We start from the raw sequence: 25,381 nt of genomic DNA, 5'->3' as shown, positions 1-25,381 counted from the left end.
TACTCGTCGCGCCCGGGGTGCCGCCGACGCTGCGAACGCAGTCCGGCCTTCCACGCCCAGCCGAATGCAGTGTTCCGGTTCACCCCCAGCTCACGTGCCACCACGGTCACGTTCCCCACGGCATCCAGCCGCGCAAGGAAACGCTCCCGCAGCCCCGCAAGATCATCGCGTCCAACGGCCACGGTCCTCGCAACTCCCACAGATCGCGGGTGTTGCGAGGACCGTTAGAACCCAAGAAGAACCGGCGGGGCCCCGATCGCCTGAGCAGCGGTCAGCCCTGGCCGACCGCCTGCTTCACCAGCTCGGCGATCCGCTTCTCCACCTCGGGTGTCACCTCGGTCAGGGCGAAGCCGGCCGCCCACATGGTGCCGTCGTCCAGGGCGGCCTGATCGCTGAAGCCGAGGGTCGCGTAACGCGCCTTGAACTTCGCCGCGCTCTGGAAGAAGCAGACGATCTTGCCGTCCAGCGCATAGGCGGGCATGCCGTACCAGAGCTTCGGCGCGAGGTTCGGGGCGCTGGCCGTGACGACGGCATGGACGCGCTCGGCCATGACCCGGTCCGAGTCCTGCATCTCTGCGATCTTGGCGAGCACGTCCTGTACCGCCAACGCCGCCTTGTCCGACCGGGAGCTGCGCCGCGAAGCCGTCTTCTGGTCCTTGGCGTGCTCCTTCATCGCGGCACGTTCCTCGGCCGTGAAGCCTTCGTACGTGCTGCTCTCGGTGCTGCTCATGGTTCCTCCCGTAGCCCGTGGGTCTGCTCGCCCGACCCGGTACGTCTCGCGAGCCCGGTCACCGCACCAGTACAGCATTGGCCGGACACAAGGCACTTGAGATCCACTCGAGGCTGCCTCGAATGCCCTACGCGGCACGCCGACGACCGGCGCGCACCGGGTCCACACCGGGGCATCCGGTGAGCCGGCCTGGACGCGCGGCGGAGGCGAATTATTACGCCGTAATAGCCTCCGGCCGTCCCATCCCGATGTCCGGACAGTGGCACGGCCCTCGCCCCGATGGGGGCGGGCTATTACGCCGTAATAGCTCCAAGACCGTCGGGACACGTGAGGTGCGGTCGTCGAGGTCGCCCCGGCAGGACGTCGGCGTCGAGGTCTTCTGTGGTGCCGACGCCGGTGAAACGGTAAGCTGACCGGCGAAACCTAGACACACGGAGGCCCCCGCTTCGGCGGGGGCCTCCGTGTGTCCGCAGTCGGTCCGGGTCAGGGACGGGACGTCCTTCGCCGTGCCCGCCCACGGGCCGTCGAAAGGCTCAGTACCTCCGCGGTCTCCTCGTCGACGGGCTTGGCCGGAGCCGGCTTGGACCGCACCTGTGTGGTCCCGCGGCCCAGACGCTTCTCCCGCTTCTCCTGTTCGGCCCGGGCGACGGCCGCCTCGTAACGCTCCTGGTAGTCGTCGACGTCGAGACGATCCGCGGGATCGAGGGCCCCGATGGCCTCCAGGTGCTCGGGAACGCTGCGTGCACCGCTGATCATCGGGTTGAGGAAGTAGATGCCCTTGGCCTGGCGGAACACGAGCTTGGAGAGGATCAGGGCCTGCAGCCCCCTCCCCACCATGGAGCGGTGCACGGCCAGGGCCTCGGCCAACTCCTCTTCGGTGACCAGGCAGCGCCCTCCCGGCTCCTGGGTCCCGATGAGTCGGAAGAGCACGCGGTAGGCGATGCCCGGCATCGCGGGCATGTAGGCGAAGCCGTTGAAAGTGCCGTACGTCAGCTCTGGCGGCTCCGGGTGGGCAGACGCTGCAGTTCTCATCCTCACGCCTCCGGCTTCTTCTTCGTCCGCGCGCTCTTGCGCGTCGTCGTCGATGGTTCGGGCAGGTTCGCCCCCGGAAGAGCCATTCCCCTGAACTCTTCCGGAACGGTCGGGTCGAGCACCAGCTCGTTGAGAAGGCTCAGCTGTTCCACATGGATCTTCACGCTCCTGGCCGCCGACCCGCGAGCCGGCTTCTCCATCAGCCGGTAGCCGCCCCGAAGGGTCACCGCGGGTTGCAGCTGGATCGACCCCCGCTTCGGCGAGTACGCCAGCCCCAGCTTCTTCAGCTTGGTCTGGGCCCGTGACACCTGCGCGGGATTCATCTCCAGCGCGGCCGCGATCTCGGTCTGCTTGAGCTCGACAGCCCCTCCGACTTCCTGGCTGCCCATCATGTAGAGCAGCACGCACAGGGTCACGTTGTCGTCCCTGAAGTACCGGGCGGCCCAGCGCAAGAACTCCAGGCTGTCCTGGGAGAAGTACTTGCCGATGAAGTCACCGGCGGTGACAGGGGGTTTGACCTCCGCCGTGTGACCGACGGGCAACTCGACGACGTTCTTCCTCGGACCGAGGCTTCGGGTGTACGGGCTGTTCGGGCTCGGTGCGCGGGGTGGGGCTGTGCCGGGGGTTCTGCGAGGTCCCCCGTGAGGCTGTGCCGACATGACGCTATGTGCTCCTCAAGATCGAAACCTAGACGCGGAGCACAGTAGTGATTGCGCATATGTATAGCAACGACGCGACCTATCCGCGCGTTTGGCGTGTCGAACATGACTTCGGAGTCATGTTCGCGACGACCAAAAAACCACTCGCGACATTGCGCACCTAGGTCGCAATCAATACGGGTCAACTTGCCTCCCAACGCAATCTCAGCATGCCGAACTTGACTTGGGAGTCATGTTTCGAGACCCCTGCACCCCCTCTGACCTGCGACGATGCAATCCGCTCTAATATCTATAAGGCGCGGGCGCATCGTGGCTCGCCGTGCCAAAACCCCAGGTCAGCGGTCATCTGACCCTCTCAGGGTGGCTTGCGACCAGGTACTGAACGCCGGTGGTACCAGGGGCCTTCGCCGGCCCCTGGACCCCGCTGCCCCCGGCACTCCTCGACGCGAATCCGTATCGTCGTGGCGCACACCGTCCGCGTCGAGGAGCACCGGGGTTGTGGCTCGGCGGTCATGCAGGCTGCTGCTGCACTGGGGCCGACCCCGCCTGCTTCCACGCCGCCACGCACGCTTGAGGAGTCCATCCATCAGGTCTGGCAGCAAGGGACGGTCCGTGGTCGTCTCTCGCATGAGGGGTGGTACTTCGACAACGAGCTCCGGCATGAGTGTCGTAAGGCGAACGCATCAGGCGAACTGGCTGGGGGATGCAACCTCGGCTGACAACGGCATACGGGTTCGGATGAGGCGTGGGGGAGGGGGTGCAGTGCACTGCAATGCGTCAGGCGGTGTCGAGGCGTCGGAGCATCCCGGCGGGCATCAGGACGAAGGGAAACTCGGGGCACGGCCAGAACGATCCACAAACGACGGACACCCGGGCGGCGGCCATTCGGCTTCGTGAGGGGCCCCACACCCGCCCAAGGGCCGTCGCAGCCATAGCCAGGCCCTCCTGACGCTTTCCCAACGGACGGGTCGACCGTCCTCTACGTCCTTGCCCACTGATCGGCGACGACCGCCATGATGGGGGAGTGGACTACAGCCTTGTCATCGCCGCGGCCCAGGCCAGCGGGCCCTGTCCGGAGGGCGGAGAAGCGGCCTGGGGCCGCCGGGTGCATGCCCTGACCGTCGACCTGCACCTGATCGCCCAGCAGGCCGCCCAGGACATCGCGCGTCTGGAGAATGCCTCACGGTTCGTCGCTTTTCTGGAAAGCGTCGAGATCGAAGAAAGCAGCCGACGTGGGCTGCTCACCCTGCGGACCCCGGCCGGGGACGCCGAGCAGATCCGTACCGAGCAGCAGGAGTCGGACCGCGGCCGCGAACTCATCGCACGCGCACGCTCGCTCGAGGGCAGGTGGGTGCTGGTCTTCCGCTACAACGAGAAGGCCTCCGCCACCAAGAGCGTCCGTATGCTCGCCCACGTCATGGACCTGGGCGACGGCGTCATCGCCGTGAACCTCGCGAAGAAGATCCTCACCGACGACGCCGGCGGTGCCATCCCCCGCGCACAGGCAGCGTGGACAGAGGCGGGCCTACCGGACTCCGGTGCCGTCTCCCTGGAGCAACTGCAGCAGGCCCGGGCACGGTTGCGAGCCGAGTGAGCGGCCCAGGCGGCCTGCGCCCGGAGAGGACAGGCGGACCGAGGGGTGTGCTCGTGCCTGGGTGTCTGGCTATTACGCCGTAATAGCCAGACACCCAAGGACACGTGAGGCCCAGCGGGGGAGCCTCACAGCTGTCAGCACCTCTTCGGGCTCCACCGCAGGGGCCGGAAGAGGCTTCGCGGCGTGAAAGTTGATGTGGCTTCACTCCGGGCGGAGTCGCGGAAGGCTCACCGGGAACGGCCTGACTCTTGCCGCCTTGAACTCGCAGACGGGTTCCCTGGGCTCGGATGATCATTGATACGGTCCCCGGCATGGCTGAAGCGCAGGAATCACCGAACGGCCCGGTTACCGCGGCTGATGTCGAACACGCCGTCCGTTTGGCGGTCGCCGCTCTGCGCGAGGCCAACGCGTCGGACTGGAGTGTCAAGGCCGGTTCCCTGGAGTGGGATTGTTGGGAGACGGTCGAGCACCTGGCCGACGACCTGTTCTCCTACGCCGTCCAACTGAGCCCGTCGAACCCGCCGCTGGACACCCACGTGCCGTTCATGTGGAGCCGCAAGAGGCCGGGCGGTCCCGCGAATGCCGTCTTCGCAGACCGCGAGGCCGGTCCAGACGGTCTGCTGCAGGTACTGGACGCCAGCGGCGCCTTGCTGACCGCCATCGTCCGCACGACGCCACCCACGGTCCGGGCACATCACATCTTCGGCCCTGCCGACCCCGAAGGCTTCGCCGCGATGGGCATCGTCGAGACCTTGGTGCACACCCATGACGTCGCCGAGGGCCTGGGCATGAACTGGACGCCGCCCGCCGACCTGTGCGGCCGCGTGCTGGACCGGCTCTTCCCCGACGCCCCGACCGATACCGACCGGTGGTCGACCCTCCTGTGGGGCACCGGCCGCGCGGAACTTCCCGGCCGACCGCGCCTTACCGAGTGGCGCTGGTACGGCACACCCCGCCCTGACAGCAGGCCGTAGGAGAATCGTCAGCCCGTTTCTGGGCCCCGCCGGGCTGCCGGACCGTAGGAGGCCGTGGACACGGTCATCGACGAGCCGCGCCGCAGCCTGTTGCTGAGTGCTGAGTGCTGAGTGCTGCGGGGTGAACCGCCGGCCGACGTAACGGCCCGGACGTCCTCTGGCTGAGCTCGGAACCTTGCCGCAGGTTCATGGCGCTGGGGAGCGCACGTCGTTCGCGGGCGAGCGGATCGTCTTCGACCTCAGTCTTAAGAAATCAACGATGGTCGGACTACCGTTGAGGAATGTCCGGAGACGAGGGCCACAGGTCCGGCTCGGTGACCGTCCTGTGCTGTGTGGCGTCCTGGAAGGACTGGCGCTTGACCCGCCGGTCGCTCGTCGTCCTGCCGTCGCAGGGCGAACGCCCGGCGTCGTACGCCGCGCGGCGTCTGCGACCCCACAAACAGTTGGCCTGGCACGAGCGGCAGGGATTCGGCTACTGGGGGCGCGAGAACAGCCCGTCGGATGCGGGCATCCAACTCCGGGCGATGAGCGAGGCGGTCAGGTGGCGGAAGGAGCTCCAGGACCTTCGGATAAGCCCCACCGTGGAGATCGAGGCGGACGAGGAGAGCGTCGCCGCCTGGACCGAGGCCGTCGATGAGTTCCTGCGGGCGAAGGACCGGGCCGAGGACCGCCTCGCCAGATCGCTCGAACGCACCCGACGCCGTGGGATCGTCCGGCCCAACACCCTGAAGTACCGGCGGTTCGAGCGGAGGATGGCCTCGGCCGAGCGGGCATACCAGCAAGCCGTCGGTGACCTGCCCACGCGGGTGCAGCCGGAGATCGACAAGGCGCAGAGGGCGGCGCACTACCGGCAGCTCACGTTCCAGAGCGAGATCAGTCGGCGCACACAGCAACGGCAGCAGGCGATCAACGTGGTCGACCGAGCCAGGGTCTGGCGGATCCTCGTGCAGGACGAGACCGCCTACATGAAGCGCAGCGATGTCGAGCCCACGACGACGCTGCCGGGCGATGACGAGGCATGGAGTGAGCCGCTCACCATCGACGACCTGGCGCGTCGGCTCGCACCACTGCTCTACCAGCGGTCGATGGTGGCACCGAAGATCTGGTACACGGTGTGGGACGACGCCGCCGCCGATGCGACCCAAAGCGAGCTCGAGCCCCTGGGCCTTGGTCTGTCCAAGTGGTGGCTCGAGCACTACCGTCCGGCAGCCAGCTCGGTCGCCGACGGGGAGACGCGCCCTCGTTATGGCGGCTACAGCTCCGGCGGCTTCGTCTGAGCTTGGCGTTCAACCACGTCAGAGAACGGTCACGTGGGCAGTTTCGTGTCGATTTCGATGACCTGGCCGGGCAGGGTCAGTTCAGTGACACCCAAGACCGTGCTGGCCGGGCGGTGGTCGCCGAAGTACCCGAGGTTCCCCTCCGCCGTCGCCGCGGCATTCTGCCGCAGGTTCACCACGTACAGGGTCTGCGAGACGACCTGGTTCCGGGTGGCGCCGTAGTGGTCCAGGACCTTGTCCATGTTGGCGTAGGTCTGCTTGAGCTGGGAGGCGAAGTCGCCCGCATAGAGGAAGTCGCCCGCCTCGTCGAACGAGAGCTGTCCAGAGACGTGGATCAGCTCGCCGGACTTGATCGCCTGTGAGTAGCCGAAGTCGCTCTCGGCCGGCACGTTGTAGCTGAAGACATCAATGATGGCCACGGTGCTCACCCTTCCGTTGTGCTCTCTTGTAGTTACTCAGGAACTGTAGGAGAGTGAGGGTTGACCTGGAAGAACGCACTTTTCGGTGACTGAGGAACCTGATGGTGACCAAGCAACTGCTCAAGGGCCTGCCCGAGGACGCTGACCTGCGGCGCGCAGACTCCCTGGCGCGGGAGATCTTCTCGGACGTCGCCAACAAGTGGGCGTTCCTGATCATCGAGGCGCTCGGCGAGCGCACCCTGCGCTTCAGCGAACTGCGGGACGAGGTCGAGGGCGTCAGCCACAAGATGCTCACCCAGAACCTGCGCATGCTGGAGCGCAATGGTCTGGTCGACCGGAAGGTGCACCCCACCGTGCCGCCGCGAGTCGAGTACACACTCACCGAGCCGGGCCGGGCCCTGCGCACCGCGGTCGACGCCATATGCGGCTGGACCCACCAGCACCTCGGTCACATCGAGAGTGCGCGTGGCCGTTTCGACGCCTGACGGGCACGCGGCGACACCCTCGCGCGTTGCGCGATCACTTGAGTGATCTCACGGTGACCACCAACGCGGCCCGCGCTTCGCCTGATCGGGCTACGAGCTTCCAGTGCCACAGGGTTCAGGCCTTGGCCGCCGCTACTTCGCGCACCCGGCCGGACAGCGCCCGCACCGCGCGCGTCTTGGCGTACGGCGTGAGCTCCTTGCGCATCGAGGTGAAGTGGTCGTCGCCACGGACGGACGAGACGTGTTCATACTCGTCCAGGAACCGCCCCCACGACTCGCACGACGCCTCAACGTGCCCGTATCGCAGCTGCCGCTGCGCCAGCAGGGCATACGCGTGGACCCGGCCCTGCCGCTCGTTGGCCGGCTGCACCTTGATGGACTGCCGCAGAGCGCCGATGCTGCCGGGCAGGTCGTTCTCCTCCAGCAGAACGTGAGAGACGTGGAAGAGGTAGGCGGTCTGGTCGTAGCCGCCGATCGCGTCGCGCCGGTTGTCGGCCTTCGCGAGGGCCGTCTCGGCTTCGCGGAGCCGGGTGTGGGCCTGGCGGCGGTCCCCGACCATGCTTGCCGCGTGCGCCTGCTGCCCGCGGAGGAACGCCACCAGACGCGGGGCGGCCGACGGCGCGGCCTCGGCCGCGGAGTCCGCCAATTCCAGGGACATCCGCCCGTGGCGCAGGTTCGATGCCTGGAGGGACATGCCGCGCAGCGTGCGGCAGTAGGTGACGTGGTCGCTCGCCTCGTCAGCAAGTTTGAGCGCCTGGACGTAGTACCTCTGTCCCAGGCCGTGAGCCTTCTCGTACATCGCCATCCACCCGGTCAGATACGTCAGATCTGACGCGGCGGCAAGCATGTCCCGCTTCACCGGCTCGGCGGCCTGCGCCTTGAGCCACGGGCCGACGGTGTTGACGAGGAACGCGGCCGCCATGGGCCGGGCGTGGCCGGCGCCGAACTCGTCGAGGATGTCGGCGATGCGTTCTGTCATGGACCGTACTGACGCGACCTGAGATGCGCCGATGCGGGTGGTGACCTTGCCCGGGGTGACCGGGTCACTGGCCGCCCGCGCCGTGTGCTGGAACGCGGGCACGGAAAGGGCTGCGGAGAACAGAGTCGTGGCCAGGACACCGCGACGAGATGGGTCCATGTCCGCCCTTCCTAGGTCGATCAACTCCTCCACAACGTCGGCTGGTTGGGAGCTGTCGGCGGACACAGCGGGTTGCAGGCCGGCCTCCGCGTGAGTGACCGGCCGCCCTAAGCGAGCGGACAGTGCCTCGAGGATCAGCGGCCTGACCTCGGGTTTCGGCGGGGTACCGGCAATCCAGTGCGCAACGGCTGTTCGGTCGTACGAAAGCCGCAGCCCGGCCTGCGGGCCGAGCCTGTTCACCTGTTGGGCCAGCTGCGTGCGCGTCCATCGTGCCTGCTCGAGCAGCCTGTCCAAGGCTGGGTTGGGCGTGCGTTTTCTCGTGGCCATGCCCTCAACTCCTGACAGCTCCACGGCGTTCACGGTGTTCACGGTCCCACCTGTTGCCAACGGTACCCGCAGACAGTGACCGCACGGTTACCTCTTACGAGTCAAGCACCGATCTCGGCCCATGGGAGCAGAGATGACCAGCGCACCACCATGGAGAAGAGGCCCCGTCGAGGCGGCCAGCGACCTCTGCCGCGAGCGCAGGCCCGCACGCCCTCGTCCGACCGACGACCAGTGGAGCGTGTGCTTCGAGGTCTGCCCGCCCCGGACCGGAGACGACATCCCCGACCAGGACGCACGCCGTGTGGGGATGGCCCGACGACTGACCGAGGCCCGGCTGCGGTTCTGCGGCCTGGAACCGCTGGTCGACGACGCCAGGCTCATCGTCTCGGAGTTGGTCACCAACGCCATTCAGCATGGGACTGGCACACAGGTCACCTTCACCATGACGTTCCGGGACGGCTTCCTGCGCCTGGCCGTCCATGGAGAGACATCCGGCCGCCCGGTCGTCCGCCAAGCCGACGACGACGCCGAGCGCGGCCGCGGCCTGTTCCTCGTCGACCGCTTCGCCGCCGCTCACGGCGGCACCTGGGGAACCAGCGACGACGGAACCACCACCTGGTGCACCCTTGCCGTCCCGGACGGCCGACCGTGACCGCGCCCGGCACCGTCCAGCGCCTCACCCGCCCGGTGCGCCCGTCGACGTATCCCCTTGCCAGCGGGGAACTCGCCACCGTCCTGAACAGGCTCCGCGACTGGCACCCGTTCGACGGAGGCGCCCTCCTCGACGATGTCGCCGCGGTCCTGGACGACGTCCCGCCGACCGAAGAGGCCACCGAGGAGATCGCCGAGCGGCTCTGCGGACACCTCCTGCGGCTGGTGAACATCGCCGGAGCCGAACATGACCCCGTCGCGGCGCAGCGCATCGAGCAGGCCCGCGGCCTGCGCCGCGAAGACCCGCCCGGCGACCACCGGCAGGCCATCGGGCATCTGCGCCGGCTGGGCTGGACCGCCGGTGAACTCCTCGAGCGGCTCGTCGCCCGCACTTCCCCATCCAGATCCGCGGATCTGCACCGCCACCCAATGCCTCATATGCCGGAATCTGTAGAAGTCATCGAAAGCACGCCTTGGCGGCTATAGACTCCCAGGTCAAACAGCCTGCTCCCCGCACCCGCGGGGATGGTCCCAAGGCCCGCGCCAGGGAACTCGCGGACACCCGCTGCTCCCCGCACCCGCGGGGATGGTCCCAGCACCAGCTACCTGACCCGCGTCACGGAGGTCTGCTCCCCGCACCCGCGGGGATGGTCTGGGCGCTGGCTCCAAGCCCTTCAAATGGATGAGCTGCTTCCCGCACCCGCAGGGATGGTCCCTCCGCCGACAAGCCCTCCCACACTCCAGCGGCCTGTTCCCGCACCCGCGGGGATGGTCGCTCGCCAAGGCCGCGCAGGCCACTGCTCCCCGCACCTGCGGAGATGGTTCTGCCGACCGTAACCGCGGGCCCTGTATCGCCCTGCGGACCACCCGGGAGTTCGGCGTCGACCAGGTGCTCAGTGCCGCGGTGACGGGGCTTGCCGACGTCACCATGCGGGCCAAGTTGCTCTGCTTGCACCGCGACAGCACGGACCAGACCGCCCGACGTACTCGCGCGGTCTGGTCGCACCTCTGTCTTGGATGCCACTACCACCCGTACGAGAGGCCCCGCATACGACCAGGTCCGCGTCCGGCGGGGAGAGGTCGGGGAGTTGGTGCGCGAGCCGGCCCCTCCTGATGTGGGCCCTGGACTGTTTGTCACCGGCTGGTCTCTGATAGTCATAACGCCGGGGACGGGCGTATGCCCGTAGCGGCGTCCTGCGTGGCGTCGCGAGGGAGGGAAAGCACATGGGCACCACCACACGCGACGACGTCATCGCCCTCGAGCAGAAGGCGGTGGACCACGCGTACGACTGTTACGAGGCGCGGCTGGCCGAGATGGGCGGAACAGTGACCGCCACGGCGTCGGCCACCGGCAAGGACGGCATCGCCAACAAGAAGGACGCGGAGCAACGGGCGGCGGCCTACGGCAATCTCGGAGGCGAGTCGCTGGTCTTCGCCCGCGTGGACGCGCCGGAGGAGCCCGGAGGGGAGCCCCGGCCCTGGTACGTCGGCCGGCGGCCCGTCTCCGACGTCCGAACCCGCGACACCGTCGTGGTGCTCTGGACCAGCGGTATGGCCACCAAGTGGCTCGAGGCGCGGCAGGAGGCGCCGGGCGACGTCGTTCTGCGGCGGCGGCTGCGCTGTGCGGAACGGGTCGTCGAGGACTACTCCGATGAGATCGCCGTGCCCGGAGCACTCTCCGGCACCGTTCCCGAGGCCGCCCCCGAGGCCGTCCCCGGCGCAGCTTCCGAGACGATGCCCGACGCGGGCCTCGTCCCCACACCCAGGCCCGCCGCCGACGACCTCCCGACGGCCGGGCGACCGGGCACCGCGAGGCGCGGGGAGCGGGAGCGTCCGCCGGCCCGCACTCCTGCCGACATCGCCCGTTTCCAGCGCCGCAGGCCCCCGCGGCCGGACGATTTCCTGCTGCGTGAACTGCAGCGTTCGCGCGGCGGCCGGATGCGGGACATCGTGGAGACGATCCGCCGGGACCAGATGGCCCTGGTCACGGGTTCGCCGACCGACATCCTCGTCGTGCAGGGCGGGCCGGGCACCGGCAAGTCCGCGGTCGGCCTGCACCGCGTGACCTGGCTGGTCAACAACGAGCACTTCACGGCCTCGGACATCCTCGTCATCGGCCCCCACCAGCGGTTCCTCGACTACGTCGGCCAGGTCCTGCCCACCCTCGGTACCCGCGACGTCAACGCCGTCCAGCTGACCCGCCTGTGGGAGGGCGATGCCCTCGGTACCGACACCCCGCGGACGCGGCTGGTGAAGTCCGACGAGCGTATGACTGCCGTCCTGCGCCGGCGGGTCGAGCGCGAGTGCCGCCCCGAAGCCCTCGACGCCCTCCTCACCGCTCCCTCCTTCGAGGGCGACGAGCCGGCGTTCACCGTCACCGCCGGCAGCACCACCCTGCGCGTGCCGCGCTCGGAGGTCCTCGCCCTGCTCGACGAGGCGCGCGGCCGTGACGGTGCCCACCGCGAACGGCGTGACCGCTTCCGCACCCAACTCGTCGACCGTCTCCTGGCGGAACTCGTCGCCGTCGCCCCGCGCCGCGGCGCCGACGGCACGATCCGCCGCAGCCTGGAACGCAACCGCAAGGTCGAACGCCTCCTCGACCGGGTCTGGCCCTCGCCCGGCGCCCTGGAGGCCCTGCGCAGTCTCTACGACTCGCCCGACCTGCTGCGGGCCTGCGGGGCCGGCGTCCTCGACGACGAGGAGCAGGCCGCCCTGCACCGTCCCCGCGCCGCCACGGCCGACGGCGACCCGTGGACCGTGGACGACCTCGTCCTGCTCGAGGAGCTCCGGTATCTCATCACCGGCGAGACTCCGCGCCGCTACGGCCACATCGTCGTCGACGAGGCCCAGGATCTGACCCCCATGCAGGCCCGCACCCTGCGCCGACGCGTCGCGCGGGGCGGTTCCATGACGATCCTCGGCGACCTCGCCCAGGCCACCGGTCCGCGGGTGCACACGGACTGGGAGGAACTGGGCACCCTGCTGTCCGACCACGGCGACTGGCGCGTGGCCGAACTGACCACCAGTTACCGCGTGCCCGCCGAGATCATGGAGTTCGTCGCGCCGCTGGCCCGCACGGTCGCCCCCTCCCTGCCCTACCCGGTGGCGGTGCGCGAAGCCGGTGAAGGCGCGGTACGGACCATCGCGACCGAGCCGTGGCGGCTCCTGGACGACACCGTCGCCCAGGCCGTCCGCCTCCTCGGCAGCAGTGACGGGCACACGCTGCGCTCGGTGGCCGTCATCGTCCCCGACGACTCCGGCTGGCTCGTCGAGATCGCCCGCCACCTCGACGAGGCGGACGGCCTCACGCAGCAGGAACGCGAGGCGGTGTCCGTGCTGGCCGCAGCCCAGGCCAAGGGCATGGAGTACGACCACGTCCTCGTGGTGGAACCCACCACCATCGCCGCTCGCGGCCCGGCCGGCCTGCGCCAGCTCTACATCGCGCTGACCCGCAGCACCCAGACCCTGACCGTCCTGCACACCGCACCGCTCCCGGAGGCCCTCACGAACCCCGGCACCGCGGACCCCGCGGAACAGCCGCCCACCGGCACCACCCCCGGCGCCGACAAGGTCACCGACAAGGCCGCCGGCAGTACCGCCGGACCGGCCACCGCGGCGGTGAACGCCCCCGAGATCGGCACCGACATCAAGGTCCGCGTCATCGGCCACACCACCGGCGGCAACTACAAGGTCGAGGCGGTCTCACCCGCCACCGACCGCCCGCTGCTCCTGGCCGTGCGCCACGGCTCCGCCCCACCCGCGAGCGGGACGGAGATGGACGCCTGGGTTCTGCGCCACGCCTCCAACGTCACCTTCGTCACCGTCGACGAACGCGGACGCAGGCCCATCTCGCCCACCATGGCCGAGCGGTACGTGGACGCGCTCACCGCCGTCGTGGAACTGACCGACGGCAACGTGCCGGACGACGCCCGGGCCCGGCTGTCGGAACTCAAGGGCATGGCCAATCGCTGCCTGCGCCTGGACCAGCACGACTGGCTGGACGTCTGGCGCGTCCTCGGCTCCCCGGACCGGGAACGCCTGGCCCTGTTGCGGGATCTCGCCGCGAACACCAACCGTGCGCTCGCCTCGGACACCCCCGACCTGGACCGGTTCCGGGCGGAACTGCGGCGCAGCGGCTGGGCCGGGGCCCTGGCCGAGGCGCGCCGGACGCTGGAACAGCGCCTCGCGGACGAGACCGCCGGCCGCCCGGTGGACGGAGGCCGGGACACGGAGCCCGACGAGCCCGCCGCCGCGCGATCCCCCCGGCCCGCACCGTCCGGGCGGACCGAACCGCCTGCACCGCCCACACCGCCGCAGCAACCTGAACAGCCTGAACAGCTCGAGCAGTCCGAGCCGGAGGAGAACCACCCCATGCCCAGCACCACCGCCGGCACCGTCGCACCGGCGTCCGAACCGGCCACAGGGCCGAGCACGGACCTGCTCCGGTTCCTGGAGACCTCGGCCGCGACCGACCGCACCTGCAAGACCCATGAGGCAGTGCGCTTCGAGTTGATGGCGGCCCTGCTGCGAGCCGACCGGCAGCCGAAGGCCGACTCACCGGTCATCGACGTCAGTTGCACCACCGAGCACGGTCACTTCCTCTACGAGGTCCTGGGCGCCGGACAGTCCACGTACGCCGACCTGCGCTCGGGAGCGGTCCGCCTCCGCGAGGTCAACCACACCCTGCCGACGGCCGCCGACCGCCTCTACCTGGTGCTGTCCCAGCCGCCCGCCGAGGACTGGTCGCCCGCCACCGTCCACGGCGTCTTCGGCGTCCACGTCCTGTGGCGCACCCCGCAGGGCTGGGGCGGACAGGACACCACAGCCGCTCTCGGCCTCGGTCCCGGTCAGGCCTGACACCGCCGACCAGCGTGCCCGGTCCCGGCCGGCGCCTATCTGCCGCTGCCGGCTCCGATCCTGTCGCTCTCCACGTACGGAACCCGCGCTCTGACTGCTGGGGGGCGCAACCAGTCATATGGCTGTGCATCGGGCGCTGCCGGGGGAGCTGTTTGTGCGCCCCTCTTTCCGGAGCAGACACAGCACGTAACTGATCGACTACAGAGCGTTGGGGTAGTTGTGCTGCTCCGGCGGTTGCACGCACATCACAGGAGACGTATGCGTACGCGTTTTGCTCGCGGTAGGCGGAGCCGGTTGGCGGCCCTGGCCGCCGTGGGACTCACCGCCGCCACCCTCTTCGGGGCTACGCCGGCGAGTGCCGACACGGGCATCCCGGTCACCAACCCGTCCTTCATCCAGCCCTACGCCGAACCGGCCAACCCGAATTCCTACACCCACGTCCCGCTGGGCAGCAACGCCATCCCCGGCTGGCGTGTGACCAACGGCGACGTCGATGTCTTCGGCCGTGCGGCGGCCAAGACCGGCAACTCACCGGTCGTGGAGAGCGGCTCCCAGGCCGTGGATCTCAACGGCACCCAGACCGGCGGCATCGAGCAGACCCTCAGGACCGACCCTTACTCGCTGGTGACGGTCACCTTCGCCGCCAAGATCAACGATCACCCCTTCTGCGCCGCCTGGGAAAGCGGCAACACCCAGAGCATGATCGTCCAGTTCGCCGGCGGTACCACTGCCCGGCCCTACAGTCTGGGAACCGTCGCCACCCCGGGCCGCTACGCCAGCTGGCAGCTCATGCAGGTGGTCCTGCCCGCCACCGGCCGCCACAGCCGACTGCAGTTCCTGTCCACCAACACCGGACACTGCGGCCCGCTGATCACCGACGTCCGGGCGACGGACAACACCACCGCGTGAGACGCCCCGCCGCTCCGGCCGAAACACGGTCCCCGGGCCGGGGCGGCGGGATGCCGGCGGGGTTTTGGCCTGTGCCGCGCTGCGGCACCACAGCAACCCCCCTTACGGCCACCGGACTTCGCAGTGTCTGAGGAGACAGCTGTGTCTCAGGAGACCGGTGTGTCTCAGGAGACAGCGGGGCGATCTCCCTCTCGGCATCCATCTGGTGTGGGGGTGCCGGCCGGTTCGGCGCAGGGCAGGGGGCGGTGACGGCGCCGGGTGCGCACATGGAAGACGAGCGCGGCCAGGGCGCCGGTGGCGGTGAACCAGATGAGGGCTCGGGCCGAGCAGGTCAGGGAAGGCGTGGGGGTGAACGCGGAGGCAAGAGCCGCTTGGGCGGGGCCGTACAGCGGCAGGGCGCTCAACCCGGTCTGGTCTCCCGCGGGGTTGGAGACGGGGCTCTGCATGCCGACGTCGATCAGCGTGGCCATGACCACGACGAAGAACCCCTCCAGTTCGCCCCGCAGCAGGAAGCCGGCCACCAGGCCCAGCCCGCCGTACGCCAGGATCGCCGCTGCCAGGGCGGCGGCGACCGCCCACGGCTGGGCCAGCGGCCAGGACAGGAGCAGCAGGCCGGTGGAGTAGCAGGTCAGTGCCACGGTGATCAGGAGCAGGGCGACGAGCTTGGCCGCGAGCAGGTGGGCGCGGGGGTAGCCGGCGAGGACCAGGCGCTGGTCCATGTCCCGGGCGTTGAAGGTGGCCATGAACATCATGAAGCCGGCGATGACGGTGACGGCGTGCAGAGCGCTGGAGATCTGGATCGTGCGGTTCATCGAGGCGGTCACCTCGGTGCCGAGTGCGCCGGTGTGGAAGGTGATGCTCTTGTCGAGGGCGGTCGCGCGGACCACGTAGATCCAGGTGGGGATGAAGAACGCGGTCATCCCCATGGCCAGGCGGTTGCGCAGGTGGCCCGTCAGGGTGAAGCCGAGAGCGACGGTGAATGCGGTCCAGTGGTGCTTCATCGCGTCACGGCCTCCGCGTGCAGCCGGCCCTCGCGCAGGTGGTGGATGCTGTCGAAATGCTGGAGGTCGTGCAGGAGGTGCGAGACCACGACCACGGCCTGGCCCCGGCTGCGGAGCCGTCCCGCCAGGTGCCAGAAGCGCTGGTGGGTGTCCCAGTCGAAGCCCTGGTAGGGCTCGTCGAGTACCAGCAGCGGCGGGTCGTGCATGAGCGCCAGGGCCAGGTTGAGCTTCTGGCGGGTCCCGCCGCTGAGTTCTCCCGCTCGAGTACGTCGTTCGGCGGGGAAGCCGAGCAGGTCCACCAGTTCCCAGGCGTAGCGAAGGTCCGGCAGCCGGTGGGCGACCTGGAACAGCCGCAGATGCTGGGCGACGGTCAGCGTGTCGTTGATGACCGGCTTCTGCGGGCAGTAGCCGAGCGCGCCGGAGCGCCGGACCGTGCCGCGGTCGGGCGCCAGCATTCCGACGGCGATGCGGAGCAGTGTGCTCTTCCCCGACCCGTTCTCTCCCACCACTCCGGCGAGCATGCCTGCCGACACGGTGAAGTCGGTGCCGCGGAGCACGGAGCGCCGGCCGTACGTCTTGTGCACGGCGCCGATGTGCAGCCGGGTGGCTGGTCCCATGCTGTTCTCCTCCCAGAAGGCCAACTGTGTACGGCACAACGGCAGGAGAGCGCGCGGGGTGTGCCCGGCTGTGCAACTTCGCCGCGGCCCGCTCGTTCACCGGGCGTGCTGATGATCACTGTGGAATACGACCGGACGTGGTGGGCACGGCTGCTGAGCACATGCTTCGCTCCGCCACTGCTGCCGGTGGTGGCCGGCGCCGCGGTCGGCTGGCACCTCACCCGGCCGGGCCACTACGGGCTGCTGTGGGGGCTGGGGGGAAGCGGAAGCTGGGCCGTGCTGTGTGCCGCTCTCGCCATCGCGGGCGCCCGCCTGGGGTGGTGGCCGAGTCCTGTGCCCTCCCAGCGCCGGCCACGGCTGATGCTGCTGGGGGTGAGTGTCATCGCCGCGGCTGCCGTGTGGCTGGTCTGCGGACACCTGGGCGCACCTCCGGTCCTGCTGGCACTCGGCCGTACCGCCCTCCTCCTGACCGCCCTGGTGCTGGCCTGCACCTGGGCCGGCAACATCTCCCTGCACACCAGCTCGGCCGCCGCCAGCATCACCCTGGTCACGCTCCTGGTGGACGTGCGGGGGGCCGTGCTGTATCTGCTCGTCGCAGCGATCGCCTGGTCCCGTCTGCACCTGCGCGCCCACACCCCGGCACAGGTTCTCCTGGGAGCCGGTCTGGGCACCTCGGTCTGCACGGCCACCGTGTACCTCCAACTGTGACCCGGTCCGTTCCACATACCGCCGGCTGCCGCGGTCCCCGCCACTGCCGGCGCCTCCCGCCCGACCGGGCGTGCCGCACCACCCCCGCCGGCCGGCGTCGTTGAGCCTGGCATGACTGACCATCAGCACATTCGGCCCGGGACTGGCGCCCCGTCCGGACGCGGTCCTGCCGTGATCCCTCCGCCGTGGCTACGCTGGGCCCGCCCACGGGACGGGTGGTCGTTGTCCGAGGTTCCCGACCTGTCCGGGCGGACGGCGGTGGTCACCGGCGCCGGCCGGGGAATCGGACTGGCGGTCGCTGAGCAGCTGGCCCGCTGCGGGGCTCACGTCCTCACGCTCCGCACCGCCGGGGAGGAGGAAGGACACACGGCGGCGGCTTCGGGGCAGCGAGTGCGGGGCGACCGCATGGACGACGTCCCGTGCGACCTGGCCGAGCTGGCGCAGGTGGGCCGGGCTGCCAGGGACATCATCGGCCTGACCGGCGGGCGGGTGGACATCCTGGTCAACAACGCCGGGGTCGCCGCCCTGCCCCCCACCCGCAGCGCGGACGGCCACGAAGCCCACTTCGCCATCAACCACCTCGGCCACTTCGCCCTCACCGGTCATCTGCTGCCGGCACTGCTGAACGCACCCCAGCCACGGGTGGTGAACGTGACCTCGGTGCTCCACTGGCTCGGCCGCTTCCGCCCCGACCAGGCGGCGACACCACGCCGCTACCACCGCTGGACGGCGTACTTCGACTCGAAGCTGGCGAACCTGCTGTTCACCCACGGCCTCCACGCCTTCGCCGGCGCCCGCGGCCTGCCGCTGCGATCCGTCGCCGCCCACCCCGGCCTGGTCGACACCACCCTGGGTTCCCGCGGCCTGCGCGCAGACGCGCGTCACCTGGAGGCACGTGCGCTGGAGTGGACGCAAGCGCGCCGGCACTCGCCCGAACAGGGCGCGCTGTCACTGCTGCGAGCCGCCACCGACCCGCACATCGGCGGCGGCGGCCTTCTCGGACCCGGCGGCCCGGGGGAGTGCTCCGGGCCGCCCGTCCCCGCCCGAGCGGCGCGACGCGCCACCGATCCCCGCGCCGCCGAGCGCCTGTGGCAACTGTCGCAACACCTGACCGGCCACCCCTTCCCCGCCGACGGCAGCAAGCCGGCCCGTGACCGTGGAGAGAACCGATGACACCCGAGCACCGCAGTCCGGCCGCCCGAGCCGCAGCGCGCCTGCACCGAAGCCTCCTGACGGGCGTGGGCAACAGCCGGCTCCTGCGGCGCTGGGGGCCGCGCCTGCTCCCACCGCTGGACCTGCTGGCCCACCGCCTCACCAGAAGCCGGTGGATGCCCAGCCGCATCCTGTCTCCCACCGCCGTCCTGCGCACGACCCGCCGCGACGGCACGCTCCACCTCACCCCCCTGATCGCGGACCAGGACACCTCCGGCAACTTCCTGGTCATGGCGACGAACTTCGGCCGGCGCCACCACCCGGCCTGGTCCAGCCACCTCCTGCGCGACCCCCGTGCCGTGATCGACTGGAGGGGCACCTCCATCCCCGTCCACGCCCTCCTGCTCACCCCTCGCCAGCAGGAGGAGGCCCGAGACCGCATCCTCGGGGTCATGCCCGTCTTCGACGACTACGTCGGACACAGCCACCGCGATGTCCGCGTCTTCTCCCTCATCCCTGCCGCCGACTCGGGTGACCAGTGACGGAGCCGTAGGAAGCCCGGGGGAGTGGCGCGACTGTCCCCGGCGTCGAAGTCGGTGGGGCCGGGTGGACGGTGCGGTCGTAGGACAGGGGCACTCCCGAATAATGCGGAGCGATTGATTCCTCTATACCCCGCCGGGCACCCGACGGGCGTCGGGCGACGCCTTGAGCGAGGGCGCCTTTTCGCCCTCGAAATACCCCCCTGGGTATAGCTGTTAGGGTGGGTATCAGATACCCCCCGGGGTACACCGTTCGAGAGGAGTCGTGAGCCGTGTTCTTCGTCGACACCCTGGAGTTCGAGGGTCTGGGCAACCGCAGCTACCTGGCCGGCGGGCCCAGTGCCGCGGTGGTCATCGACCCGCCGCGCGACATCGACCAGGTCATCGCCGCAGCGGCCCGCCGGGGGGTGCGCATCGCCTTCGTGGCGGAGACCCATGTGCACAACGACTACGTCACCGGCGGCCTGGAGCTGGCCCGCGTCACCGGCGCCCAGTACCTGGTGCCGGCCGGGGCGCACGTGTCGTTCGCCCGCACTCCCGTCGCCGACGGCGACACGGTGACGGTGGACGAGGGCCTGGTGCTGCGCGCGATCGCCACCCCGGGCCACACCCCGCACCACACCTCCTACGCCCTTGCCGAGGGCGGTCGCGGGGTGGCGGCGTTCACCGGCGGCTCGCTGCTGATCGGCACCGTGGGCCGGCCGGACCTGGTGGAGCCGCGGCTGACCGAGCAGCTGGCCCGCGCGCAGTACGCATCCGCCCACCGCCTGGTCAAGGAGCTGGAGGACGCGGTGCCTGTGCTGCCCACTCACGGGTTCGGCAGCTTCTGTTCCTCCTCCCAGGCCGAGGGGGACGCGACCACGATCGGCAAGGAGCGTGAGACCAACGACGCGCTGACCCTGGACGTGGACACCTTCGTCGCCCGGACGCTTGCCGGGCTGGAGGACGTGCCCGCCTACTACGCCCATATGGGTCCGGCCAACGCCGCGGGCCCCGCTCCGGTCGACCTCACCCCGCCGGGTCGTGCGGACGCGGGCGAGATCGCCTCGCGGCTGGCCGCGGGTGAGTGGGTGGTGGACCTGCGCAGCCGCATGGCCTTCGCCGAGGGTCACGTGGCCGGGTCGTTCAACTTCGAGGGCGAGGGCAAGCTCGCCACCTACCTGGCCTGGCTGATCCCGTGGGGCAAGCCCGTCACCCTGCTCGCCGACACTGCGGAGCAGGTCGCCGACGCGCAGCGGGAGCTGGCGCGGGTGGGCATCGACCGTCCGGCCGCCGCCGCCACCCGTGATCCGGCAGCCTGGGTCCGCGAGGGCGAGCGGCTCGTCTCCTTCCCCCGTGCCCGCTTCGCCGACCTCGCCGAGGTCCGCGAGCGCGGCGATGGCGTGGTCGTCCTGGACGTGCGCCGGGAGTCGGAGCGTGCGGGCGGCCATATCGAGGGTTCGGTGCACATTCCGATCCACGAGCTGCACGGCCGCATCGGCGAGGTGCCGGAGGGGACGGTGTGGGTGCACTGCGCCGGCGGGATGCGTGCGGCGATCGCCGCCTCCCTGCTGGATGCCGCCGGCCGCGACGTGGTCGCCGTGGACGACGGCTTCGACGCCGCCACCGATGCCGGGCTGCCCCTGGCCTCCGGCTGATGTCCGACCGTTCCCCGCGCAAGGAAAGGAAGCGCGTGATGTTCCTCTTTCGCCGAAACGCGCCCCGCGTCACGGTCGACGAGGCACGCGGCCGTACCAGCGGCGATCGGCCCGGCTCGGTCCTGCTGGACGTCCGTGAGAAGCCCGAATGGACCGCGGGCCACGCCCCGGGCGCCGTCCACCTACCGCTGACGAAACTGGTCGCCGGCGTCACCCTGCCCGCGGAGGCGCAGGGCCGGCCGCTGGTGGTGATCTGCCGCAGCGGTCACCGCTCCCAGCAGGCCGCGAAGCTCCTCACCGAACGCGGAGCCCAGGTGGTGGACGTCGAAGGCGGCATGAACGCGTGGGCCGCCGCCGGACACCCGGTCCTCGACGAACGCGGGAACCACGGCCGGATCACGTGACCGTACTCGTTCTCGCCCTCATCGCCGGGGCCGTCGTCGGTCTCGCCCTCGGAGCCCTGGGCGGCGGCGGCAGCGTCCTTGCCGTACCGGCGCTGATCTACCTGCTCGGCTTCACTCCGGCCGCCGCCACCACAGCCAGCCTGATCATCGTCACCGCCACCTCCGTCACGGCCCTGTACGCCCACACCCGCGACGGGAACGTGGCATGGCGGACAGGGGCGCTGTTCGCCGCGGCGGGCGTCGTCCCCGCCTTCCTCGCCGGGGCCGTCGCCGGACGCCTGCCCGCAGCGGTGCTGACGGCGGCGTTCGCGGTCATCGCCGCGCTGGCGGCCCTGCGCATGCTGCGTCCGTCCGCGTCCGAGCCGCCGGACCGGATCCGCCCCGGCAAAGCGGCCGGCGCCGGTGCCGGACTCGGCGCCGTCACGGGCTTTCTCGGGGTCGGCGGGGGATTCCTCGCCGTGCCCGCCCTGACGAGCGTCCTGGGACTGGCCATGCGGCGGGCGGTGGGCACCAGCCTGCTCGTCATCACGGTGAACTCACTCGCCGCGCTCGCCGCTCGTACCGGCACCAGCGGCGGGCTCCACTGGGAGATCATCGGCCCCTTCACCGGAGCCGCGATCCTCGGCGCCTGGGACGGCAAACGCCTCGCGACGAAGATCTCCGGCACCACCCTTCAGAAGATCTTCGCCGGTGTCCTGCTGGCGGTAGCGGCCTTCATGCTCGTCGACGTGATCGTCTGATCACCGTGATCGTCTGACCACGAGGACCGCCACCGGCTCGGACCAGGGAGCGGGAGAACTTCTCCAGCCGGCCGCGCATCTCAGGACCGCCTGCAGCCCGGCTCCCGTCAGATCAAGCTCCACCCCACCCCGACACGCAAGGATGACATCTGCCATGACCACACCCACCGCCCTCGCCACCGACGAGGCGCGCACCCGCCTGCACGAACTGACCGTCATCGACGTCCGTACCCCGGGCGAATACGCCGGCGGTCACCTCCCCGGCGCGCTGAACATCCCCCTCGACCAGATCCAGCGCGCGCTGCCCGACATCCGGCACGCCACCGACCGCGGCGACGTCCTGGTCGTCTGCGCCTCGGGCGCCCGCTCGCAGAACGCCTGCAAGATCCTCGCCGAGAACGGCATCACCGCCGCCACCCTGTCGGGAGGCACCGGCGCCTGGACGGCCGACGGCCACGAGCTGCACCGCCCCCAGGGCGCCTCCCGTGCCACCTGGGGCATGGAACGGCAGGTGAGGCTCACCGCGGGAGTGATCGTGCTGCTCGGCCTGCTGCTCGGACTCGTCGTCCACCCCGCCTTCCAGCTCATCTCCGCCGGCATCGCGGGCGGTCTGGTCTTCTCCGCCCTGACCAACACCTGCGGCATGGCCGCCATGCTCGCCAAACTGCCCCACAACCGTCCCCGCGCCGCCGACCTCGACAACACACTGGCCGCACTGCGCAACCGCTGAACCACGCGACGCGACGCGAGAGAGAGAGGGGGAGGGATCCGGAGCCGGATCCCTCCCCTCGCCCCCTTCGCATGCCAGGGCACCAGGCCAAAGGCCCGTCACCCGCGCACAGACGGCTCCTCTTCCGGCGGCGGCTGCGGCTCTGGCCCTCTCACCGGCCGGAGCAGCACCAGCAGGGCAGCCGGCGCCGCCACAGCGGCCAGGACCAACAGCACCAGCCGGTCCGACACCGCTGCGCCGAGGTCGGGCAACCGCTCTTCCAGGGCGGACTCGGCATCGGTGCTCAGCACCGACGGCAGTGCGGACGTGCCGTCGAAGGCCAGGAAGGCCGCACCGAGCGCGATGCACAGCACGCCGCCGACCAGCGAGGTGCTGTGCAGGGCCGCCGGACCTGCCCGGAAGCCCCGGCCCCGCAGCCAGCGCTTGCGGCCCAGATCGAAACGGTCCCACAACAACGCCGGCCCGAACATCGCAACCGCCATCCCCAGGACGTAGACGGCCGGCAGCACCCCGCCGTGCAGGGGGTCGCCGTCCAGGGCCGCCACGGTCAGGAGAAGAGCATGAGGGAGAAGAGGTGGAACCGGGCCGCGGATCAGACAGACGCGGTGACCGGGCACGCGGTCTGCAAGGACAGGCGGCGCAGTGCGGCTTCCGCCAGCAGCCCCGCCGACACGAGGGCCAGCAGCGGCTGCAGAGGAGCCCAGTAGCTCAAGGCTCCGGAAGCTCCAAGAAGCACGAGAACGAGCTTGTTGCAGACCGGGCAGCCGACGGCGAAGAAGGCCAGCACGCCACCAGCCGCTCCCAGACGGCCGCCGTCGCGGGTCTTGGGCGCGGAAGGGACAGAGGGCCGGCGCACATAGGTGCTCAGGACGATGCCGGCCAGTACGGCCGTGACGGCGAGGGCCGGGTAGTTCCACCACTGCACGGGTACCGACCGGCCGAACAGCGGATTGGGCACCACGTCGGTGGGTGCGCCGACCAGGATCGCCGTGGCCAGGGCGCCGAGGCCCGCCACAGTCCACTGCCGGGTTCGCCAAGCGCGCAGTGCTGCGCCCGCCCGACTCCATGAGCGTGGGGAAGAGGACATGCTGAAAAGCTCCGTTTCCAAGGATTCAGGGACGCGACCAACAGGCCGGTCTAGATCCGCAGAACGGAGTGGAGTGTCGTTGGCGGCGGCGGAGCCGGGCCGCCCGACAGCATCCCGGAGTGCTGTGACAGGGACGGCGCAGGGGCGGAGTGAGGAGATGCGGGACCGGGGCACGAAGCCATCGGCGACACGCTCTCCGCGCGCTGCGCGCTGTGATCGGCGATCACCTTCTTGCCGCACGGCGCCGTCGTCCCGTCGGACCCCTCGGAGACGGTAGGCGTATGCACCTGCTGCGCGACGGACAGATCCGTGTCCGGTCCGCCACGCTCCGCGTGCCCGAAGACACACAGCAGCGCCACCACGGCCACGAGCAGAGCCGGCACACCACGAAAACCGGCGTGTGCCGGCCTGCGCGCTGCTGCTTGCTTCATCACCATTCCCGCGTGCGCTCGGAGATACGGCCACCCTAGGTGTTCTGTCCCGGGAGGTTGTGGACGGGTGAGCCAGGTCTCGGCTGAGGGATCTTGAAGAGGTGAGGGCCTTCCGGTTCGGTGTGGATTGCGACGTCTACACCTGACCGAAAGGCCCTCGTGCCCCACCGTAATGCACCCCTGACCGAGACCGGACGGCTGCGCCTGGNTGTTCTGTCCCGGGAGGTTGTGGACGGGTGAGCCAGGTCTCGGCTGAGGGATCTTGAAGAGGTGAGGGCCTTCCGGTTCGGTGTGGATTGCGACGTCTACACCTGACCGAAAGGCCCTCGTGCCCCACCGTAATGCACCCCTGACCGAGACCGGACGGCTGCGCCTGGCCCGCTGCGTGGTCGAGGACAACTGGCCCCTGCGCCGCGCCGCGGAACGCTTCCAGGTCTCGCCGACCACGGCCCAGCGCTGGGCCGACCGCTACCGGCAGTTCGGCGAGGCCGGCATGAGCGACCGCTCCTCCCGACCGCGCACCAGCCCGCGCCGCACCCCGACCCACACCGAACGCCGGATCATCAAGGTCCGCGTCCTGCGCCGCTGGGGACCGGCCCGCATCGCCCACCTGCTGCACCTGGTGCCCTCGACCGTGCACCGGGTGTTGACCCGCTTCGGCCTGGCCCGCCTCACACACCTGGACCGAGCCACCGGCCGGGTCATACGCCGCTACGAACGTGACCGTCCCGGCGAGCTGGTCCACGTGGACATCAAGAAGCTCGGCAACATCCCCGACGGCGGCGGACACAAGGTGCTGGGCCGCCAGGCAGGCCGCAAGACCCGCGCAGGCGCCGGCTACAGCTACCTGCACACCGCCGTCGACGACCACTCCCGCCTCGCCTACAGCGAGATCCACACAGATGAGAAGAAGGAGACCGCCACCGGCTTCTGGCAGCGGGCCCACTCCTTCTTCACCCAGGCCGGCATCACCGTCGAACGTGTCCTGACCGACAACGGCTCCTGCTACCGCTCAAGCGACTGGCGCGACCTGCTCACCGCGGCCGGGATCACCCACAAGCGCACCCGTCCCTACCGCCCGCAGACCAACGGCAAGGTCGAACGCTTCAACCGCACCCTGCTCGACGAATGGGCCTACGCCCGCCCCTACCGCTCGGAGACCGAACGACGCGAAGCGTTCCCCGGCTGGCTGCACACCTACAATCACCACCGCGGACACACCGCGCTCAAGGGCCAACCACCCGCCAGCCGCGTCCCCAACCTCACAGGGCAATACACCTAGG

The 25,381-nt window shown here is 70.2% G+C and carries 24 protein-coding genes, 2 pseudogenes and 1 CRISPR repeat array; of the genes and pseudogenes, 16 read left to right on the top strand and 10 right to left on the bottom strand.

Annotated features, from left to right (window positions below; translation table 11 throughout):
• The 4 genes and pseudogenes from HTV45_RS32170 to HTV45_RS32155 form a co-directional block, all read right to left on the bottom strand.
• Window positions 1-182: pseudogene (locus HTV45_RS32170) on the bottom strand (IS30 family transposase); the annotation flags it as partial.
• Between the two features lie 89 nt (window positions 183-271).
• Window positions 272-730 (bottom strand): iron chaperone, encoded by a 459-nt coding sequence (locus tag HTV45_RS32165; RefSeq protein WP_215209431.1) that lies wholly within the window; start codon window positions 728-730, stop codon window positions 272-274.
• A gap of 483 nt (window positions 731-1,213) precedes the next feature.
• Window positions 1,214-1,762 carry a hypothetical protein gene (locus tag HTV45_RS32160; RefSeq protein ID WP_215209430.1) on the bottom strand — a complete coding sequence of 183 codons (549 nt, stop codon included), beginning with the start codon at window positions 1,760-1,762 and terminating at the stop codon, window positions 1,214-1,216.
• Between the two features lie 2 nt (window positions 1,763-1,764).
• The gene (locus HTV45_RS32155) at window positions 1,765-2,304 is read right to left on the bottom strand and encodes an Rrf2 family transcriptional regulator (RefSeq protein ID WP_251693288.1); all 540 of its coding nucleotides are present in this window, start codon (window positions 2,302-2,304) and stop codon (window positions 1,765-1,767) included.
• A gap of 1,141 nt (window positions 2,305-3,445) precedes the next feature.
• Here HTV45_RS32155 and HTV45_RS32150 point away from each other — a divergent pair.
• The 3 genes from HTV45_RS32150 (at window position 3,446) to HTV45_RS32140 (ending at window position 6,266) form a co-directional block, all read left to right on the top strand.
• A complete protein-coding gene (locus HTV45_RS32150; protein ID WP_215209428.1) occupies window positions 3,446-4,015 on the top strand; it encodes a hypothetical protein in 570 nt (189 codons plus the stop codon).
• Between the two features lie 311 nt (window positions 4,016-4,326).
• A complete protein-coding gene (locus HTV45_RS32145; RefSeq protein WP_215209427.1) occupies window positions 4,327-4,989 on the top strand; it encodes a hypothetical protein in 663 nt (220 codons plus the stop codon).
• Between the two features lie 281 nt (window positions 4,990-5,270).
• Entirely contained in the window at window positions 5,271-6,266 is a 996-nt protein-coding gene (locus HTV45_RS32140) for a hypothetical protein (protein WP_215209426.1), read from the top strand.
• A 29-nt stretch (window positions 6,267-6,295) separates the two neighbouring features.
• On the opposite strand, the gene HTV45_RS32135 is transcribed toward HTV45_RS32140, so the two are convergent.
• The gene (locus tag HTV45_RS32135) at window positions 6,296-6,685 is read right to left on the bottom strand and encodes a RidA family protein (protein ID WP_215209425.1); all 390 of its coding nucleotides are present in this window, start codon (window positions 6,683-6,685) and stop codon (window positions 6,296-6,298) included.
• Between the two features lie 101 nt (window positions 6,686-6,786).
• Between HTV45_RS32135 and HTV45_RS32130 the strand changes: the two genes are divergently transcribed.
• Window positions 6,787-7,170, top strand: coding sequence for a helix-turn-helix domain-containing protein (locus tag HTV45_RS32130; RefSeq protein ID WP_215209424.1), 384 nt, complete (start codon window positions 6,787-6,789; stop codon window positions 7,168-7,170).
• 115 nt (window positions 7,171-7,285) lie between these two features.
• Here the strand turns inward: HTV45_RS32130 and HTV45_RS32125 are convergent, their stop codons facing one another.
• Window positions 7,286-8,635 carry a hypothetical protein gene (locus HTV45_RS32125; protein WP_215209432.1) on the bottom strand — a complete coding sequence of 450 codons (1,350 nt, stop codon included), beginning with the start codon at window positions 8,633-8,635 and terminating at the stop codon, window positions 7,286-7,288.
• Between the two features lie 133 nt (window positions 8,636-8,768).
• Here HTV45_RS32125 and HTV45_RS32120 point away from each other — a divergent pair, with 133 nt between their 5' ends.
• The 4 genes from HTV45_RS32120 (at window position 8,769) to HTV45_RS32105 (ending at window position 15,052) form a co-directional block, all read left to right on the top strand.
• The gene (locus HTV45_RS32120; RefSeq protein WP_215209423.1) at window positions 8,769-9,287 is read left to right on the top strand and encodes an ATP-binding protein; all 519 of its coding nucleotides are present in this window, start codon (window positions 8,769-8,771) and stop codon (window positions 9,285-9,287) included.
• Window positions 9,284-9,772 (top strand): DUF6415 family natural product biosynthesis protein, encoded by a 489-nt coding sequence (locus tag HTV45_RS32115; RefSeq protein ID WP_215209422.1) that lies wholly within the window; start codon window positions 9,284-9,286, stop codon window positions 9,770-9,772. Before HTV45_RS32120 ends, HTV45_RS32115 begins: the two co-directional genes overlap by 4 nt.
• A gap of 18 nt (window positions 9,773-9,790) precedes the next feature.
• Window positions 9,791-10,110: direct repeats of the CRISPR family, unit length 21 nt; unit sequence CCCGCACCCGCGGGGATGGTC.
• A 400-nt stretch (window positions 10,111-10,510) separates the two neighbouring features.
• On the top strand, window positions 10,511-14,143 hold the full coding sequence (locus HTV45_RS32110; RefSeq protein ID WP_215209421.1) for an ATP-binding domain-containing protein: 3,633 nt from the start codon (window positions 10,511-10,513) through the stop codon (window positions 14,141-14,143).
• A gap of 312 nt (window positions 14,144-14,455) precedes the next feature.
• Entirely contained in the window at window positions 14,456-15,052 is a 597-nt protein-coding gene (locus HTV45_RS32105) for a DUF642 domain-containing protein (protein WP_215209420.1), read from the top strand.
• 164 nt (window positions 15,053-15,216) lie between these two features.
• Here HTV45_RS32105 and HTV45_RS32100 read toward each other — a convergent pair whose 3' ends face one another.
• The gene (locus HTV45_RS32100) at window positions 15,217-16,053 is read right to left on the bottom strand and encodes a hypothetical protein (RefSeq protein WP_215209419.1); all 837 of its coding nucleotides are present in this window, start codon (window positions 16,051-16,053) and stop codon (window positions 15,217-15,219) included.
• Entirely contained in the window at window positions 16,050-16,670 is a 621-nt protein-coding gene (locus HTV45_RS32095) for an ATP-binding cassette domain-containing protein (protein ID WP_215209418.1), read from the bottom strand. Before HTV45_RS32095 ends, HTV45_RS32100 begins: the two co-directional genes overlap by 4 nt.
• Before the next feature lie 111 nt (window positions 16,671-16,781).
• Here HTV45_RS32095 and HTV45_RS32090 point away from each other — a divergent pair, with 111 nt between their 5' ends.
• From HTV45_RS32090 to HTV45_RS32060, 7 genes are all read left to right on the top strand, one after another.
• Entirely contained in the window at window positions 16,782-17,378 is a 597-nt protein-coding gene (locus HTV45_RS32090; protein WP_215209417.1) for a hypothetical protein, read from the top strand.
• Window positions 17,379-17,600: 222 nt separating this feature from the next.
• Window positions 17,601-18,551: an SDR family NAD(P)-dependent oxidoreductase gene (locus tag HTV45_RS32085; RefSeq protein ID WP_251693285.1), complete on the top strand. Its 951-nt coding sequence runs from the start codon at window positions 17,601-17,603 to the stop codon at window positions 18,549-18,551.
• On the top strand, window positions 18,548-19,072 hold the full coding sequence (locus HTV45_RS32080; protein ID WP_215209415.1) for a nitroreductase/quinone reductase family protein: 525 nt from the start codon (window positions 18,548-18,550) through the stop codon (window positions 19,070-19,072). Before HTV45_RS32085 ends, HTV45_RS32080 begins: the two co-directional genes overlap by 4 nt.
• A 269-nt stretch (window positions 19,073-19,341) precedes the next feature.
• Entirely contained in the window at window positions 19,342-20,706 is a 1,365-nt protein-coding gene (locus HTV45_RS32075; protein WP_215209414.1) for a rhodanese-like domain-containing protein, read from the top strand.
• Window positions 20,707-20,744: 38 nt separating this feature from the next.
• Window positions 20,745-21,110, top strand: a complete 366-nt coding sequence (locus HTV45_RS32070; protein ID WP_215209413.1) for a rhodanese-like domain-containing protein — start codon at window positions 20,745-20,747, stop codon at window positions 21,108-21,110.
• Window positions 21,107-21,850 (top strand): sulfite exporter TauE/SafE family protein, encoded by a 744-nt coding sequence (locus HTV45_RS32065; protein WP_215209412.1) that lies wholly within the window; start codon window positions 21,107-21,109, stop codon window positions 21,848-21,850. The genes HTV45_RS32070 and HTV45_RS32065 overlap by 4 nt, the downstream gene beginning before the upstream one ends.
• A 154-nt stretch (window positions 21,851-22,004) precedes the next feature.
• Entirely contained in the window at window positions 22,005-22,580 is a 576-nt protein-coding gene (locus tag HTV45_RS32060; protein ID WP_215209411.1) for a rhodanese-like domain-containing protein, read from the top strand.
• Between the two features lie 98 nt (window positions 22,581-22,678).
• Here the strand turns inward: HTV45_RS32060 and HTV45_RS32055 are convergent.
• Both HTV45_RS32055 and HTV45_RS32050 read right to left on the bottom strand, forming a co-directional pair.
• Window positions 22,679-23,134 (bottom strand): annotated as a pseudogene (locus HTV45_RS32055) (cytochrome c biogenesis protein CcdA); the annotation flags it as partial.
• Between the two features lie 38 nt (window positions 23,135-23,172).
• Window positions 23,173-23,667, bottom strand: a complete 495-nt coding sequence (locus HTV45_RS32050; RefSeq protein WP_215209410.1) for a hypothetical protein — start codon at window positions 23,665-23,667, stop codon at window positions 23,173-23,175.
• Between the two features lie 759 nt (window positions 23,668-24,426).
• Here HTV45_RS32050 and HTV45_RS32045 point away from each other — a divergent pair.
• The gene (locus HTV45_RS32045) at window positions 24,427-25,380 is read left to right on the top strand and encodes an IS481 family transposase (protein ID WP_215209409.1); all 954 of its coding nucleotides are present in this window, start codon (window positions 24,427-24,429) and stop codon (window positions 25,378-25,380) included.
• The last annotated feature ends 1 nt before the right edge of the window (window position 25,381 follow it).

This window comes from Streptomyces sp. CHD11 (assembly GCF_018638295.1).
GTDB lineage: Bacteria > Actinomycetota > Actinomycetes > Streptomycetales > Streptomycetaceae > Streptomyces.
This window is presented reverse-complemented; position numbering and strand designations above follow the sequence as displayed.